This is a genomic window from Tabrizicola sp. (assembly GCF_031377265.1).
Taxonomy (GTDB): Bacteria; Pseudomonadota; Alphaproteobacteria; order Rhodobacterales; family Rhodobacteraceae; genus JAUYQR01.
Genome location: NZ_JANMET010000231.1, coordinates 1 through 16258 on the forward strand (window position 1 = coordinate 1; position 16258 = coordinate 16258).

Genomic DNA, 16258 nt, shown 5'->3' on the forward strand with positions numbered 1-16258 from the left:
GAAGATCTGGTGCCTTCGGGCGTAGATTATGCGACCTTCGTGCAACTGCCCGACGCCGGAATGGCGGTTGAAAACGGCGGCTATCGCCAGCTGTGCGTGACCGGGCTGCAGCACGGGTCGCGCTATGCGATCACCTTCCGCGAGGGCCTGCCTGCGGCCGATGGCCAGACCATGGCGAAATCGGTGGAGATCACGCAATACGTCCGAGACCGCAGCCCAGGCGTGCGCTTTGACGGGCGTGGCTATGTGCTGCCCAAGGCCACCGAAGCCGCCCTGCCGGTGGAGACGGTGAACACCGACAAGCTGGACCTGACGCTGTTCCGGGTGACCGATCGCAACCTGTTGCGGTCGATTCAAGACGCCTATTTCGGATCGCCGATGCAGGAGTGGGCAGAGGGCTATTTCACCGACACCGTGGGCGAGGAAATCTGGGCCGGGTCGGCCACTGTCGGGCTGGATGTGAACAAGGACGTGACCACCCGGCTGCCGTTGGCAGAGGCGCTGAAGGGCCAGCCTGCGGGGATCTATGCGCTTAAGGCCGAAGTGCCGGGGGTGGACCCTTACGTGGTGCCTGCCGGATGGCAATGGTTCGTGGTGTCTGATCTGGGCGTGACCACGATGTCGGGCGTCGACGGGTTGCATGTGTTTGTGCGCAGCCTTGGCACGGCGGGGGCCAAACCGGGTGTGGCGGTGGAACTGCTGAACCGCGCCAACACGGTTCTGGGCACGGCCACGACGGACGCTGACGGCTATGCACGCTTTGACGCGGGACTGACGCGCGGGACGGGCGGCGCGGCACCGGCGATGGTAGTGGTGAAAGATGGCGACGCGGATATCGCCTTTTTGTCGCTGAGCGACCCGGAGTTCGATCTGTCCGACCGTGGGGTTGAGGGCCGCGAGGCCGCACCGCCGGTGGATGTGTTCCTGACCACCGACCGGGGCGCTTACCGTGCCGGTGAGACGGTGTACGCGACAGCGCTGGCGCGTGACCCGCAAGCGGCGGCGGTCGAAGGCCTGCCGATGACGGCGATCCTGAAGCGGCCAGACGGCGTGGAATATTCGCGCCAGTTGGTCGAGGACGGCGGTGCTGGCGGGCATGTGTTTGCGATGCCGGTGGGTGGTTCCGCCCCGCGCGGGGTGTGGCGGCTGGAGGTGCTGGCCGATCTGGAGGCGGCACCCTTGGCGTCGAAAACCTTCCTGGTGGAGGATTTCCTGCCCGAACGGATCGACTTTGATCTGACGATGTCGGACGGGCCGCTGATGCTGGGCGGTGAGCCGGGCAGTCTGACGGTCGATGCGAAGTACCTGTTCGGTGCCCCCGGTGCCGGGCTGGCGATCGAAGGTGAGATTCTGCTCCGCGCGGTTGAGGGGCTGGAGAAATTCCCCGGCTATGTCTTTGGCCGCTATGACCAGCCGTTCAACGCCACGATGAACCCATTGGAGGCGGCGGAAACGGACGTGGCGGGCATGGCTGACGTGCCGGTTTACCTGCCCGCTGTCGAAGACCCGATGCGCCCCCTGGAGGCGCGGGTGACGGTGCGCGTCGCCGAAGGATCGGGCCGCCCGGTGGAGCGAGAGGTGACCAAGCGGCTGGTGCCCTCGGGCGCGATGATCGGGGTGAAGCCGATGTTTGACGGCGTGGTCGGCGAAGGCAGCGACGCGCGGTTCAGCCTGATTGGCGTTGGCCCCGAAGAAACCCCGGTGCCGATGGCGGTGAGCTGGACGGTGACCCGGATCGAGACGGATTACCAATGGTATCAAAGCTATGGCAACTGGAGCTGGGAGCCGGTGGTGACCCGCACGCCGGTTGCCGAAGGTCAAGCGACGTTGGGCGATGCCCCGGTTGAAATTGCCGCCCCGGTGACCTGGGGTGAATACGAGGTGGTGGTGGAACGGTCGGATGGCGCGATTGCCGCGACCTCGACCACGTTCTACGCGGGCTGGTATGCGCCTGCGGATGCCAGTGCGACGCCCGATACGCTGGAACTGTCGCTGGACAAGAAGGCTTACAAGCCGGGCGAGACGGCAACGCTGCGGATTGTGCCGCGTGCGGCGGGGACGGCGCTGATCACCGTGCTGTCGAACCGGCTGGTCGCGATGCAGGCGGTCGAGGTGAAAGAGGGTGAAAACCTGATCACCCTGCCCGTCACCGATGAATGGGGGGCCGGGGTCTATGTGACGGCATCCGTGCTGCGTCCGATGGATGTGGCGGCGGGGCGCAACCCGGCGCGGGCGCTGGGCCTGACCCATGCGGCGATTGATCCGGGCGCGCGGGCGCTGACGGCCAGCATCGAGACGGCGGCCGAGGCGCTGCCGCGCGGGCCGATGGAGATTGCGGTCAAGGTTGAGGGGCTGGAGGCTGGGGATATGGCCTATGCCACCATCGCCGCAGTGGATGTGGGCATCCTGAACCTGACGGGGTTCGAGGCCCCCGATCCGCAGGGCCATTTCTTTGGCCAGCGGAAACTGGGCGTCGGCATCCGGGATATCTATGGCCGGCTGATCGACGGGCTGAACGGGGCCGAAGGCACCGTCCGTTCGGGCGGTGACGCGGGCGCGCAGGCGCGGCTGGCGGCACCCCCGCCGACGGAGGAGCTGGTGGCCTATTTCACCGGGCCGGTGCAGGTTGGGGCCGATGGCTATGCCCGCGCCAGCTTTGATCTGCCGTCGTTCAATGGCACGGTCAAGGTGATGGCGGTTGTCTGGTCGAAGACAGGTGTCGGGCAGGCGTCAACGGATGTGCTGGTGCGCGATCCGGTGGTGGTGACCGCCAGCCTGCCGCGATTCATGTCGCCGGGTGACACCAGCCGGTTGCTGCTGGAGATCGTGCATGCCACCGGGCCTTCGGGCCGGATGGGGCTGGATGTGACGGCCAGTGGCGTGACGCTGGGCGAGGTGCCGTCGGGCTTTGACCTTGGCGACAAGGCCAAGGCGGTGTTCGAGGTGCCGGTGACGGCGGGTGCGGTTGGCATCCAGACCATCGAGGTGGCGCTGACCACGCCAGATGGCAAGGTGCTGAAAAAGACGCTGACCCTGCCGGTGCAGGTGAACGATCCCGAGATTGCCCGCACCTCGCGGCTGGAGTTCAAGGCGGGCGAGAGTTTTACCTTCGATGAGAATGTCTTTGCCGGTCTGGTGGCTGGATCGGGCAAGGCCACGATGGCGGCAGGCCCGCTGGCACGGCTGAACGCGCCGGGGCTGCTGGCCGCACTGGACCGCTATCCCTATGGCTGCACCGAGCAGATGACATCCCGCGCGCTGCCGCTGCTTTACTTTGATGAAGTGGCGCGGGTGATGGATCTTAAGGGCGCCGAGGATATCCAGAAACGCATCGACGAGGCGGTGGCCGAGATACTGACCAACCAGTCGGCGGAAGGCGCCTTTGGCCTTTGGGGTCCGGGAAATGGCGATTTCTGGCTGGATGCCTATGTCACCGACTTCCTGAGCCGGGCCAAGGCACAGGGCTATGCGGTGCCCGAGCTTGCGCTGCGCAACGCCTTGGCAAACCTGCGCAATCAGGTGAATTACGCGCCCGACTTTGGTGCCGAGACCAATGGCGGCGGTGAGGCGCTGGCCTATGCGCTGATGGTGCTGGCACGCGAGGGTGCTGCGGCGGTGGGTGACTTGCGCTACTATGCGGACGTGAAGGGCGACGATTTCACCACGCCCATCGCGCAGGCACAGCTGGGCGCGGCGCTGGCATCCTATGGCGATCAGCCGCGCGCAGACGCGATGTTCCGCAAGGCTGCGGCGAAGATGAACGCGCTGCAGGGCCGCGAGACCGAGCAGCTGTGGCGCGTGGACTACGGCACCTACTACCGTGACGCGGCGGCCCTGTTGACGCTGGCGGTGGAGGCGGGGTCCGATGCGGTGGACCGCGAGGCGCTGACCGACCGGATCGCCACCTCGGGCAACAACTTGTCCACACAGGAGGCGACCTGGGCGCTGCTGGCGGCCAATGCGCTGATCGACCGGCCCGGTGCGGATGGCATCACTATCGACGGGGCACCGGCGACCGGGCCTTTGGTGAGGGTGCTGGATGCGGGCGACGTGACGCCGGTGGTGGTGAAGAACGAGGGCAAGGATACGACCCTTACCGTCACCACCTACGGCGTGCCGTCGGAGCCGGAACCTGCGGGCGGCAACGGCTATGCGATCAAGCGGACCTATTACACCATGGCCGGTGAAGAGGTGTCGCTGGACGGTGTGACGGCGGGCACGCGGCTGGTGACCGTGCTGGAGGTGACGCCGTTTGCCTATGGCGAGGCGCGGCTGATGGTGTCTGACCCGCTGCCGGCGGGGTTCGAGATCGACAACCCGAACCTGATTTCGGCGGGGTCGACCTCGGAGCTGGGCTGGCTGGATGTGCTGAGCGACGTGCAGCATTCCGAATTCCGTCAGGACCGCTTTCTGACGGCGGTGGATTGGCAATCGGATCAGCCGTTCCGGCTGGCCTATATCGTGCGGGCAGTGTCGCCGGGCACCTTCCACCATCCGGCGGCCTCGGTCGAAGACATGTACCGCCCCGATTTCCGCGCCCGTGGGGAAACCGGGTCGGTGACGATTGCGCCGTGATGGACAGGATAGACAGTCGGCAAACATGGGCGGCCCCCCTCCCCCTCGTGGGGAAGGGATGGGGGTGGGGGGCGTCTGGCAACGCTGTGCAGGCCCCCCCACCCTGTCCCTCCCTCACGAGGGGGGAGGGAAACGCCTCACTCCCGCCTGATCCGGCGCTGGGCTGACCATGCATGCGCGCTGGATCATCGCGGCGGCGGCGGGCCTTTGGCTTGCCGCCCTTGGCCGCGACCGGGCCGATGTCTGGATCGATGCGACGATCCTGCCGCCGCTGGTGGTCGAAACCTCGGTCGAGGTGGTAGACCGCAACGGCGACTTGTTGCGCGCCTATACGGTAGCCGATGGGCGCTGGAGGCTGGCGCTGCTGCCGCAGGATCTGGACCCCGATTACATCTCGATGCTGCTGGCCTATGAGGACAAACGGTTCTACGACCATGCCGGCGTGGACCCATGGTCGCTGCTGCGCGCGCTGGCCCAGGGCGTGCGCGCCGGGCGGGTGGTGTCAGGCGGATCGACGCTGACGATGCAGGTGGCGCGGTTATTGGAGGAAAGCGGCACCGGCAAGGTGGCGGGCAAGCTGCGCCAGATGCGGGTGGCGCTGGCGCTGGAGCGGCGGCTGACCAAGGCGCAGATCCTGCAGCTTTATCTGCATCTGGCGCCGTTTGGCGGCAACCTTGAAGGGGTGCGCGCCGCCTCGATCAGCTATTTCGGCAAGGAACCGCTGCGCCTGACGCCCGCAGAAGCGGCGCTGCTGGTGGCAATCCCGCAATCCCCTGAAAGCCGCCGCCCCGACCGCGCCGCAGACCGGGCCGAGGCGGCGCGCAACGGGGTGCTGGCGCGCGCAGTGGGCGAAGGCGTGATCGCGGCGGATGAGGCCGAGGCCGCGTTGCGCGAAGAGGTGCCACGGCTGCGAAAGCCGTTTCCCGCCCTCGCCCCACATCTGGCCGACCGGGCGCGCCGTGAAAACCCAAGCGCGGGGCGCCATGAGCTGACCATCGACCGCAGCCTGCAACGCAAGCTGGAAGTGCTGGCGCTGCAAGCGTTGGAGGGGCGTGGGGAACAGTTGCAAGTGGCGATTGTGGTGGCTGACCATGCCTCGGGCGAAATCCTAGCCTCTGTCGGGTCGGCCGGGTTTCAGGCAGATGCGCGGCAGGGGTTCGTGGATATGACCACGGCGCTGCGATCACCGGGATCGACGCTGAAGCCGTTGGTCTACGGGCTGGCGTTTGACGAGGGTCTGGCGCATCCTGAGACGATGGTCGAGGACCGGCCCACCGTTTTCGGCACCTATGCGCCGCAGAACTTTGACAAACTGTATCGCGGCACGATCCGGGTGCGCGAGGCGCTGCAAATGTCGCTGAACATCCCGGTGGTGGCGCTGACCGAGGCCTTGGGGCCGGCCAAGCTGATCTCTGCGATGGAAAAGGCGGGGATGCGGGTGGCCATTCCCGGCGGGCAACCGGGGCTGGCGGTCGCCTTGGGCGGCGTGGGCGTCACGCTGGAGGATATGGTGCAGCTTTATGCCACCATCGCACGGGGCGGGGTGGCACGGCCGCTGAGTTACCGGATGGCGGGCGCGCAGGATGAAGGCCAGCGGGTGATTTCGGCGGTAGCGGCGTGGCAGGTGGGTGATATTCTGGCGGGCCTGGCGCCGCCGCCGGGCGCGCCGGAAAACCGGCTGGCCTACAAGACGGGCACCTCTTACGGCCACCGCGATGCCTGGGCCATCGGCTTTGACGGGACACATGTGATCGGCGTGTGGATGGGTCGGGCGGATGGCACGCCGGTGCCGGGGGCATTTGGTGCGGATGTGGCGGCGCCGGTGCTGTTTCAGGCGTTCAACCGGCTGAAGCCGGCGCTTGATCCGCAGCCCCCTGCCCCGGCGGCGACACTGTTGGTGTCAAACGCCGAACTGCCGCTGCCGTTGCAGCGCTTCCGCTCGCGCAGTGCGGCGTTTGAGGTGGCGGAAGACGCGCCTGCCGTGGCCTTTCCCCCCGACGGGGCCGAGGTGGAACTGCTGGCCACGGGTCTGCTGGTGCGGGTGCGCGGGGGCACAGCGCCGTTCACCTGGATGGCAGACGGGGTGCCGCTGGTGGTGGCGATGCGCGAGCGTGAGGCAATGCTGACGCTGCCGGGGGTGGGCTTTGTCACCCTGTCGGTGATTGATGCCGAGGGGCGGTCGGCGCGGGCCAAAGTGCGGGTCTGGTAGCGGCGTCAGGGCAGTTCAAGGGCCAGCGCGATGCCCTGCCCGCCGCCGATGCACATTGTGATGAGGGCGGTCTTACCGCCAATCCGCTCCAGCTCGTGCAGCGCCTTCACCACCAGCATGGCCCCCGTTGCCCCCACCGGATGACCCAGCGCAATCGCGCCGCCATTGGGGTTTACCCGCGCCGGATCAAGGCCCAGCGCGCGGGACACGGCAATGGCTTGGGCTGCGAAAGCCTCGTTTGATTCGACCAGATCAAAATCCTGCGGCCGCATCCCCAGCTTGGCGCACAGCGCCTGCACTGCCGGGATCGGGCCGATGCCCATCACCTTGGGGTCCACGCCCGCATGGGCATAGGCCATGATCCGCGCCCGCGCACCGTTCGCGTCGCGCGACAAGACCAGCGCCGCCGCCCCGTCATTGATGCCTGACGCATTGCCCGCCGTCACCGTGCCATCCTTCTGGAAGGCAGGTCGCAACCCGGCCAAGGCCTCGGCACTCGTCACCTTGGGATGTTCGTCTTGCGCAAAGGTCGCGGGCCCTTTGCGCCCGCCCACCTCCACGCCCACGATTTGGCTTGCAAAGCGCCCCTCCGCAATCGCGCGGGCGGCGCGGGTCTGGCTTTCCAGTGCGAAGGCATCCTGTTCGGCGCGGCTGATGCCGTGGGCAACCGCCACGTTTTCCGCTGTCACCCCCATGTGGCCGGTCCCGAACGGGCAGGTCAGCGCACCGGTCATCATGTCAATCGCGCGCACGTCGCCCATCTTCTGGCCAAAGCGCGCGGCGGGCAGGATGTAGGGCGAGCGGCTCATGCATTCCGCCCCGCCGGCCAGTGCCATTTCGGCATCCCCGAGCAGCAGCGCCTGCATGGCCGAGACGATGGCCTGCAAGCCCGATCCGCACAGCCGGTTGACGTTCATTGCCGGGGTCGTCTCCGGGATACCTGCCTGCATCGCCATGACACGCGACAGATACATGTCACGCGGTTCGGTGTTGATCACATGGCCCATCACCACATGGCCGATCTGCGCGCCCTCCACCCCGGCCCGGCCCAGCGCCGCCTTCGCCGCGTAGGTGGCGATGTCGATCGGTGGCATGCCCGCCAGCGCGCCACCAAAACTGCCGATGGCGGTGCGGGCTGCGGAAAGGATGTAGACGTCGGTCATGGTTTCACCTTGTCAGGATGGGCCGCGGCAAAGGCCGGGATCGTGACCAGATGTGCCACGATTTTCGTGATCCAGGGGAAGGACGTCACGTCAATGCCGACACGGGTTGCGTTGTAGACCTGCGGCAGGAGGCAGAGGTCGGCCAATGTCGGCAGATTGCCGTGACAGCAACGCCCGGTGTCGTCGTGGTCCAGCAGCACCTCGAAGGCCGCAAGGCCCTCGGTGATGTAGTGGCGCTGCCAATCCTCGGCGCTGATCCCGCCGAGGCTGGCCACATGGGTGCGCACGGACAGGTTGGTGACCGGCGCCACCTCCATCGCGAGGGCATAGGCCAGTGCCCGGACCCGCGCGCGACCCGCCGCGTCGGGTGGAAGAAGGCCGCCGCGCGTGTCGTTCAGGTATTCCAGAATGGCCAACGACTGGGTCATTCGCAGGCCGTCAATCTCCAGCGTCGGGACCAGACCTTGCGGGTTGCGGGCCAGGTTTTCCGGTGCCCGCTGCGCGCCGGTCACAAGGTCAACCGGGACGCTGCGATAGGTCAGGCCAAGCAGGTGCAGCCCGATGCGCACGCGATAGGCGGCTGAGGAGCGCCAGTATTCAAACAGCGTGATCATTCGTTCAGCCTTTGCAAAGCGCCGACAAAGGCGACGGCATCCGTGCCCAGCAGGGCAAGAACCTCGTCCTGATAGGCAAGTGCAATGGGCAAGATGCGCGCGACCAGCGCTTGCCCCTGATCGGTCAGCCGCATGTCAAGAAGTCGGCGGTCCTGCGGGTTTTCGCGCTTTTCGATCAAGCCGGCGGCTTCCAGCCGGGCGGCTGCCCGGCTGACCCGGGATTTATCCATGTCCACCCGCTGATGGATTTCGCGCACCGATATGGCATCTGACTGCGCAAGATGCGCCAGCACCCGCCATTCCGGGATCGTCAGGCCAAACTCGGTGCGGTAGCGATCGGCAAAGCCGCGCGACACGTGGGCCGCGGCGACCGCAAGCTGATACGGCAGAAAAGCCGCCAGATCGAAACGGGGAGGCGTGTGGGTCATCACGGCATGCTGCATGCCAGCGGGTTGCTTCGCAAGGCGCGTCTGTTGACATGCCGCACCGCGCAAGGGACACCTGCGCGTCGACGGGAGAGCCGCATTGAAGAAACTGATCAGGACCCACGCGGCACTTTTGTTTGCCGGGGTGGCGACCTTCGTCGTGATGGGGGCGGGCCAGTCGCTGTATGGCCCGGCGCTGCCCGCCTTTTCGCGGCTGTTCGGGGTGACGGTGGCCGAGGCCGGTGTGCTGGTTTCGGCGCATTGGGTGGGCTGTTTCATCGGGGTCGGGTTCATGTACCTGCGCGGCGCAGCGATCACGCCGCGCCATGCCCTGGCGCTGATGGCGGTGGGTGCGGGCGGTGTAGCGGCGTTGGCGGGATGGGGGCTGACCCTTGTAGCGGCAGTGATCTTCGGCATTGGCTACGGGATGTCGACGGCGGTGTTCAACCCGCGCGTCTTGCGGGCATTCGGCGACCGGGGACCCTCGATGCTCAGCCTGCTGAACGCCACTTTTGGTCTGGGAGCGATTGCCGCGCCGCTGGTGTTCGTGGCGCTGGGCAGTGATCCGCGCTGGTCTTTCGGCATGACATCCTTGTTCTGCGCGCTGATCTGGCTGGGCGCCGGGTCGGCGGGCGACCAGACTTTGTTGCCTGCGGGTGTTGTGCGCCCGTTTCGTCCGCATTGGGGCATCCTGACCTTTGGTGCAGTTGCCATCGGTCTTGAAGCGTGCCTGATCGGGCTTGGCCCTACGGCACTGATCGCGGCGGGGGTGGCCGAAACGCGGGCGGCGGAACTGCTGAGCGCGTTCTTCGTGGTGTTTCTGCTGTCGCGGACGGCGCTGATCTTCACAGCGCATCTGATCCCGTCCTTTGCGCTGCTGACCGGGGCAATGGCCGTCGCGACGTTCAGCGCCTTTGGTGCGGCGCTGCTGTCGCCAGAAGTGTTCTTCGTGGCACTGGGGGCAGCGACGGGTCTGTTCTTTCCGGGCTACTATGTGACCGCAAGCCGCAAGATGGGCGAAGATATCCGGGTGCCGCCCACGATCATCGCCGGGGGGTTGGTGGGCGGCATCTTCGCGCCTTTGGCGGTGGCGCCGATGATGGCGGGGCTTGGCGAAGTTGGCTTCTTCTGGGTGCTTGGCGGCGTCACCTCGGCGATGACCGTGATCGCGGTTCTCGCGCTTCCCAGGATGCAGAGTTGACATCGTTGCAGGTGCAACGATATTTTGGCTGGTGAGGTCCGACAGGAAGGCACCGCCATGATCCCCCGACCCGGCTTGACCCGTGCGACAACCACGGTTGGCACCGCACCGGGCTATATGCCCGGCTTCGGCAATGATTTTGAGACAGAGGCGATACCCGGAGCACTGCCGCAAGGCATGAACAGCCCGCAGAAATGCGCCTATGGCCTTTATGGCGAGCAGTTGTCCGGTACCGCCTTTACCGCACCCAGCCATCAGAATGAGCGGACATGGTGCTATCGGATCAGGCCATCGGTCAAACACACTCACCGTTTTGAAAAGATAACGCTGCCGCTATGGGTAACGGCCCCTCACATCGACCCTGATGTGATCTCGCTTGGCCAGTACCGTTGGGACCCACTGCCGCATTCGGGCGAGGCACAGACCTGGCTGACCGGCATGCGCACGATGACCACGGCGGGGGATGTGAACATTCAGATCGGCATGGCGGCACATGTCTATCTGGTGACCGCGTCGATGGTGAATGAATATTTCTATTCTGCCGACAGCGAGTTGCTGATCGTCCCGCAGGAAGGCCGCCTGCGGTTTTGCACCGAGCTGGGGGTGATAGATTTGGAGCCGCAGGAAATTGCCATCATCCCGCGCGGCCTCGTCTACCGGGTTGAGGTGCTGAGTGGCCCGGCGCGCGGCTTTGTCTGCGAGAATTATGGACAAAAGTTCACATTGCCGGGGCGTGGCCCGATCGGGGCGAATTGCATGGCGAACCGGCGCGACTTCAAGACACCGGTTGCGGCGTTCGAGGACCTTGAAGTGGCGTCGACCGTGACGGTCAAGTGGTGCGGCCAGTTTCACCGCACCACGATTGGCCATTCACCGCTGGATGTGGTGGCCTGGCACGGCAACTATTGCCCGGTAAAATACGATCTGCGCAGCTATTGCCCGGTCGGCGCGGTGTTGTTCGATCATCCAGACCCGTCGATCTTTACCGTGCTAACAGCGCCCTCCGGGGTGGAGGGCACGGCAAACATCGACTTCGTGCTGTTTCGCGACCGCTGGATGGTGGCGGAAAACACCTTCCGCCCGCCATGGTATCACAAGAACATCATGTCTGAGCTGATGGGCAACATCCACGGCATCTATGACGCCAAGCCGAAGGGCTTTGTTCCGGGTGGAATGTCGTTGCATAACATGATGTTGCCGCATGGCCCGGACAAGCAGGCCTTCGAGGCTGCGTCGAATGCGGTGCTGGCGCCGGAGAAGCTGGTGGAAACGATGTCGTTCATGTTCGAAACGCGGTTTCCCCAACACCTGACCCGGTTTGCAGCGCGGGACGCCGCACTGCAGGACGATTACATCGACTGTTGGGAAAGCCTGGGAAAGAAATTCGACGGAACGCCCGGCGTCAAATAGGAGGACCGGGGGCATCGCGCCCCCGGACCCCGACTGGGCACTTTTAAACAGGAAAAGGGTGGAAGTCCGGATGCCTCTGCAACGATCTTGGGTGACAAGTGCGAATACGACGGAGGGTGATTTTCCACTGAACAACCTGCCCTGCGGGGTGTTTTCCGTCGGCCCGGAAGAGCCGCGCTGTGGCGTGGCGATTGGCGACTTTGTGCTGGACGTGACGGCGTTGGAGGCGGACGGGTTACTTTCCTTGGCTGGCGGGCCGTTCCTGGACGTGCCATTCTGGAATGATCTGATGGAGGCCGGGCCAGCTGTCTGGGTCGATCTGCGCGCCCAGCTTACAGCATTACTGAACGAACATTCGCAAACCCGTGAGCGGGTAGAGCCACATCTATATGCGTTGTCGGAGGTGGGACTGCACCTGCCCTTTCTCGTTTCCGAATACACTGATTTCTATGCAGGCCGGAACCACGCTTTCAATGTCGGCTCGATGTTCCGCGATCCGGCCAACGCCTTGCCGCCGAACTGGCTGCACATTCCCATCGGCTACAACGGCAGGGCCTCTTCGGTCATCGTCAGCGGCACCGATGTGCGTCGCCCTTGGGGGCAGTTGAAAGGGGCAAACGATCCCCCACCGATCTTTGCGCCTTCACGCCGCTTTGACTTTGAGCTAGAACTGGGCGCGGTCGTGGGCCAGCCTTCGGAAGGGATGGTTTCTGTGGCCGATGCTGATGCGATGATCTTTGGCTATGTGCTGCTGAACGACTGGTCGGCGCGTGACATTCAGGCGTGGGAGTATCAGCCTTTGGGGCCGTTCCAATCCAAGGCCACGGCAACCACTCTCGGCCCCTGGATCGTGATGCGCGCCGCGTTGCAGCCATTCAGGGTGTCAACGCCGCCGCGTGAAGTGCCACTGCTGCCGCATCTGCAGGAACCGGGGCCGCTGCTTTATGACATCGCGCTTGAGGTTGGCCTGACCCCGGAGCTTGGCGTAGAAACGATTCTGAGTCGCACCAATTACGCCCAGATGTATTACTCCGCGGCGCAACAGCTGTGCCATCACACCACCTGCGGCTGCCCGATGAATGTGGGCGACCTGCTCGGCTCGGGAACCATCTCCGGCCCCACAAAGGACAGCCGTGGCAGCCTTCTGGAGCTGAGCTGGGGTGGCAAGGAGCCGCTGACAATCACAGGTGGCAGCCGGACTTTCATTGAAGATGGCGACACCGTTACGTTGCGTGGCCACGCCCAGGGTGACGGCTATCGCATCGGCTTTGGGGCCTGCTCAGGCCGGGTGATCGCAGCGCATGCAAACCCTGTGGGATCAGGCCGATGACCCTACCGTCCAGCCTGCCATTGCCCAACCCAGTCAACCGGATAGGCCAGCATCAGCACGTTCAGCGCTAGCCCGTCGCGGATTAACCAAATCGTCATCGCCTCAAACACCAGCGCGATGGTGACCGTCGCCCAGACCGGCAGACGCGCCGCAAGCAAGAAGCCGACGATCATCGCCAGCACATCGCAAACCGTGTTCAGAACGGAATCACCGAAGTAATCCAACGAGATCGTCACTGTCCGATAACGTTCGATCACCGCGTCGGAATTCTCCAGTATCTCCCAGGCGCATTCGATAGCCGTCGCAATTGCCAGCCGCCAGCCGACCGAAAGCCTGCGCGCCACCAACCACAGCAGGCCAAAGAACAGGAAGCCGTGGATGATATGCGACGGGGTGTACCAGTCCGAAATGTGCTGCGAGTTTTCGGAACTGACGACCTGCCCGTGCCAAAGCTTGACATAGCCGCATTTGCAGTAAGGCTCGCGTCCGATCCACAGCAGCCAGGCGGCGGTGAGTAGGATAATCCCTACCAGGACAAGCGTGGGCGAGATGCGTCTTATCATGGCGCAAAGGAATCACGGGTTGCGCGCCCCGTCCAGTGGAATGAGGTTGCGATGCGGAAGATGATGATGGTTGTGGTTTTGGGGATAATGCCCGTGGCGGGGCGGGCCTGCACGATGCTTGCGCCTTTCGAGATGGATCAGATCGGCGGGGCGGAACTGGTGATTGTGGGCAAGGTCACCGGGTATCAGGATCTTGGCACCGCTTGGGATGCTGCATTGGTGACGGTTCAGGTGGAGGACGCGCTGAAGGGCAAGGCCGGGGGCGAAGTCACGTTCATCTGGAACGGCGGCATGGCGCAGGGGCCCTATGAGACGCGGGCGACGGGCCGGGTGCTGATCGGGGCGATGCGGGGCGGGCGGATTGCCGTCAGCGACCGCGCCCCCGATGTGCGGCCGGACTTGCCGTCTATCGTGCAGCCCTATTGTGGTGAGGTGTGGATGCAGCCTGCCACCAAGGCAACGGTGGCGGAGGCGCGAAAGGCCCTGGAATGACGGAAAAGAACCCCTACCGTTTTGGACCCCCGCGGGGGGAGTTGTGGTTCTGGCTGTGGGTGAGCCTTGGCGGACTGGCGCTGATGGGTTTTGCGCTGTTCTACCGCGGCTTTCCGGACGGGCCGGCACTGGCCGAGGTGGTCATGCTGCCGATGCTGGCCTTTGGCTATCTTGGCGGTCGGTCGGTGAAGCGGCTGATCCGGCGGCAGCACCCGTGATCAGGGGGTGATAGGCAGCGCCACGCGGCCCGTCGCGGTAAGGTGAAAGACATCCCGGCCCTCGATCACCACGGCGCTGAGCGGACCGCCATATGCGGCACCGCTGTCGATGTTCAAGCGGTTCCCGTAAAGGGTGGGACGGTCGATGGCGGTATGGCCATGCACGATCAGCGGGCCGTGCGGCAGGGGATCGTCGAGGAACGGTCCGCGAATCCAGAGAAGATCAGTTTCAGACTGATCGTCGAGCGGGATACCCGGGCGGATGCCGGCGTGGACGAATACCGCCTCGTCAAACCGGTGCATCACGGGGAGGTTGTCGATGAACGTGACATGCGTGGGAGGAACCGCTGCCATGGCCTCGGCATGTACCGGTTTCACCGGGCGGTCGGCGGCGTTCCGGACACCGTAGGAGGCAAGCGTCGCCGCACCGCCGATTTTCGGGTTGAGATAGCCGAGGTCTGATCGCAAGCCCGGCTCGGCCTCGAACGGGTCGCGCAAGAAGCGGGCGAACATCCGGTCATGGTTGCCCTTCAAGATGATCCAGTTCTCGCCCCGTACCATACCCGCCGCCAGATAGTCGATCACACCCCGGCAATCGGGGCCACGGTCGACCAGATCGCCGACATGGATGATCGGGCCGGGACCGTGACGGGCCATGTCATCAGCGATGCGGTCATGCGCGGCTCGCAATAGGTCGATATGGCCGTGGATGTCACCGATTGCATAGCTGTGCATGGGGTCGCCTTGGGTGCAAGGTCCGGGGAGCCTCACACCCCCCGGAGCTTCATTGGTGTACCTTCATTGGAGTATTTGCGATACTGGCCCGCCGCAAGGGCAAGACGGTCTTAGGCGACGTCGAACTGCAGTGCTTTGACCTGGCTGAACATTCCGGTGCCTTCCAGCGTCTCGATCACCTTGGGGTCGATCTTCTGATCGAGATACAGGATGGCAATCGCGTCCTGTCCGACACCCGACCGGCCCAAAGTGAAGTTGGCGATGTTCACGTTGTTCTTGCCCATGGTCATGCCGAGAAGGCCGATGATGCCCGGCACATCCTCGTTGGTGGTGTAGAGCATGTGTGCGCCAATCTCGGCATCGATGTTGATGCCCTTGATCTGGATGAAGCGCGGCTTGCCATCGGAAAAGCAGGTGCCCGCGACCGAGCGTTCGCGTTTGTCGGTGACCATCGTCACCTTGATATAGGCGTCGAACACGCCGGTCTTTTCCTGGCGGGTGGTCGAAATATGAATGCCGCGTTCCTTGGCGATGATCGGCGCCGAGACCAGATTGACGTCCGGGTTCTGGGTTTTCATCACGCCCGCGATGACGGCCGAGTTGAGCGCGGCAAGGTTCATCCCCGCCACAGTGCCATCATACAGGATGTTGATCGCCTTGATCGGTTCATCTGTCATCTGGCCAATGAAGGCACCCAGATGCGTGGCAAGCTTGATCCAAGGCCCCATCACGGCGGCTTCTTCGGCAGTGACGTTCGGCATGTTGAGCGCGTTCTGCACGGCACCGGTCAGCAGGTAATCCGACATCTGTTCGGCCACCTGCAGCGCCACGTTTTCTTGCGCTTCGGTGGTGGAGGCCCCAAGATGCGGGGTGCAGACGACGTTCGGCAGGTTGAACAGCGGGTTTTCCGTCGCCGGTTCGGTCTCGAACACATCGAGGGCTGCCCCGGCGACATGGCCGGATTTCAGCGCCTCGGCCAGCGCCGCCTCGTCGATCAAGCCGCCACGTGCGCAGTTGATGATGCGCACGCCGCGCTTGGTCTTGGCGAGGTTTTCCGCCGACAGGATGTTGCGGGTCTTGTCGGTCAGGGGAACGTGCAGGGTGATGAAATCGGCGCGGGCAAGGAGGTCGTCCAGATCGACTTTCGTGACGCCCAGCTGCTTGGCGCGGTCTTCGGACAGGAAGGGATCATAGGCCACGACCTTCATGTGCAGGCCCACTGCGCGGTCGCAGACGATGCCGCCGATGTTGCCGGCGCCGATCACGCCGAGGGTCTTGTTGAACAGCTCCACCCCCATGAAACGCGACTTCTCCCACTTGCCG

The 16258-nt window shown here is 64.8% G+C and carries 13 protein-coding genes; 7 read left to right on the forward strand and 6 right to left on the reverse strand.

What is annotated here, in order from left to right; genetic code table 11:
• The coding region (locus tag RMO18_RS13480; RefSeq protein ID WP_309666553.1) for an alpha-2-macroglobulin at window positions 1-4575 on the forward strand (4575 nt) is incomplete at its 5' end.
• Between the two features lie 169 nt (window positions 4576-4744).
• Window positions 4745-6784 carry a penicillin-binding protein 1C gene (gene pbpC / locus RMO18_RS13485; RefSeq protein WP_309666554.1) on the forward strand — a complete coding sequence of 680 codons (2040 nt, stop codon included), beginning with the start codon at window positions 4745-4747 and terminating at the stop codon, window positions 6782-6784.
• Between the two features lie 5 nt (window positions 6785-6789).
• On the opposite strand, the gene bktB is transcribed toward pbpC, so the two are convergent.
• The 3 genes from bktB to RMO18_RS13500 are packed head-to-tail and all read right to left on the reverse strand — an operon-like array spanning window position 6790 to window position 8989.
• Window positions 6790-7947, reverse strand: coding sequence for a beta-ketothiolase BktB (gene bktB / locus RMO18_RS13490; RefSeq protein ID WP_309666556.1), 1158 nt, complete (start codon window positions 7945-7947; stop codon window positions 6790-6792).
• Window positions 7944-8561: a maleylacetoacetate isomerase gene (gene maiA / locus RMO18_RS13495; RefSeq protein WP_309666558.1), complete on the reverse strand. Its 618-nt coding sequence runs from the start codon at window positions 8559-8561 to the stop codon at window positions 7944-7946. The genes bktB and maiA overlap by 4 nt, the downstream gene beginning before the upstream one ends.
• Window positions 8558-8989 carry a MarR family transcriptional regulator gene (locus tag RMO18_RS13500; protein WP_309666559.1) on the reverse strand — a complete coding sequence of 144 codons (432 nt, stop codon included), beginning with the start codon at window positions 8987-8989 and terminating at the stop codon, window positions 8558-8560. The genes maiA and RMO18_RS13500 overlap by 4 nt, the downstream gene beginning before the upstream one ends.
• A 97-nt stretch (window positions 8990-9086) precedes the next feature.
• On the opposite strand from RMO18_RS13500, the gene RMO18_RS13505 reads away from it, so the two are divergent.
• The 3 genes from RMO18_RS13505 (at window position 9087) to fahA (ending at window position 12927) form a co-directional block, all read left to right on the forward strand.
• Entirely contained in the window at window positions 9087-10187 is a 1101-nt protein-coding gene (locus tag RMO18_RS13505) for a hypothetical protein (RefSeq protein ID WP_309666561.1), read from the forward strand.
• Between the two features lie 57 nt (window positions 10188-10244).
• The gene (hmgA, locus tag RMO18_RS13510; RefSeq protein WP_309666562.1) at window positions 10245-11597 is read left to right on the forward strand and encodes a homogentisate 1,2-dioxygenase; all 1353 of its coding nucleotides are present in this window, start codon (window positions 10245-10247) and stop codon (window positions 11595-11597) included.
• Window positions 11598-11667: 70 nt separating this feature from the next.
• Entirely contained in the window at window positions 11668-12927 is a 1260-nt protein-coding gene (gene fahA, locus RMO18_RS13515) for a fumarylacetoacetase (protein WP_309666563.1), read from the forward strand.
• A 2-nt stretch (window positions 12928-12929) separates the two neighbouring features.
• Here fahA and RMO18_RS13520 read toward each other — a convergent pair whose 3' ends face one another.
• Complete coding sequence (locus RMO18_RS13520; RefSeq protein WP_309666565.1) at window positions 12930-13490, reverse strand: DUF2585 domain-containing protein; 561 nt, start codon at window positions 13488-13490, stop codon at window positions 12930-12932.
• A gap of 51 nt (window positions 13491-13541) precedes the next feature.
• Here RMO18_RS13520 and RMO18_RS13525 point away from each other — a divergent pair, with 51 nt between their 5' ends.
• Window positions 13542-13982, forward strand: a complete 441-nt coding sequence (locus tag RMO18_RS13525) for a hypothetical protein (protein ID WP_309666566.1) — start codon at window positions 13542-13544, stop codon at window positions 13980-13982.
• Window positions 13979-14200: a hypothetical protein gene (locus tag RMO18_RS13530; protein WP_309666567.1), complete on the forward strand. Its 222-nt coding sequence runs from the start codon at window positions 13979-13981 to the stop codon at window positions 14198-14200. Before RMO18_RS13525 ends, RMO18_RS13530 begins: the two co-directional genes overlap by 4 nt.
• Here the strand turns inward: RMO18_RS13530 and RMO18_RS13535 are convergent, their stop codons facing one another.
• Both RMO18_RS13535 and serA read right to left on the reverse strand, forming a co-directional pair.
• Window positions 14201-14935 (reverse strand): metallophosphoesterase family protein, encoded by a 735-nt coding sequence (locus tag RMO18_RS13535; protein ID WP_309666569.1) that lies wholly within the window; start codon window positions 14933-14935, stop codon window positions 14201-14203.
• Window positions 14936-15045: 110 nt separating this feature from the next.
• Window positions 15046-16258, reverse strand: a 1213-nt coding sequence (gene serA / locus RMO18_RS13540) for a phosphoglycerate dehydrogenase (protein WP_309666571.1), incomplete at its 5' end; no start/stop codon positions are given.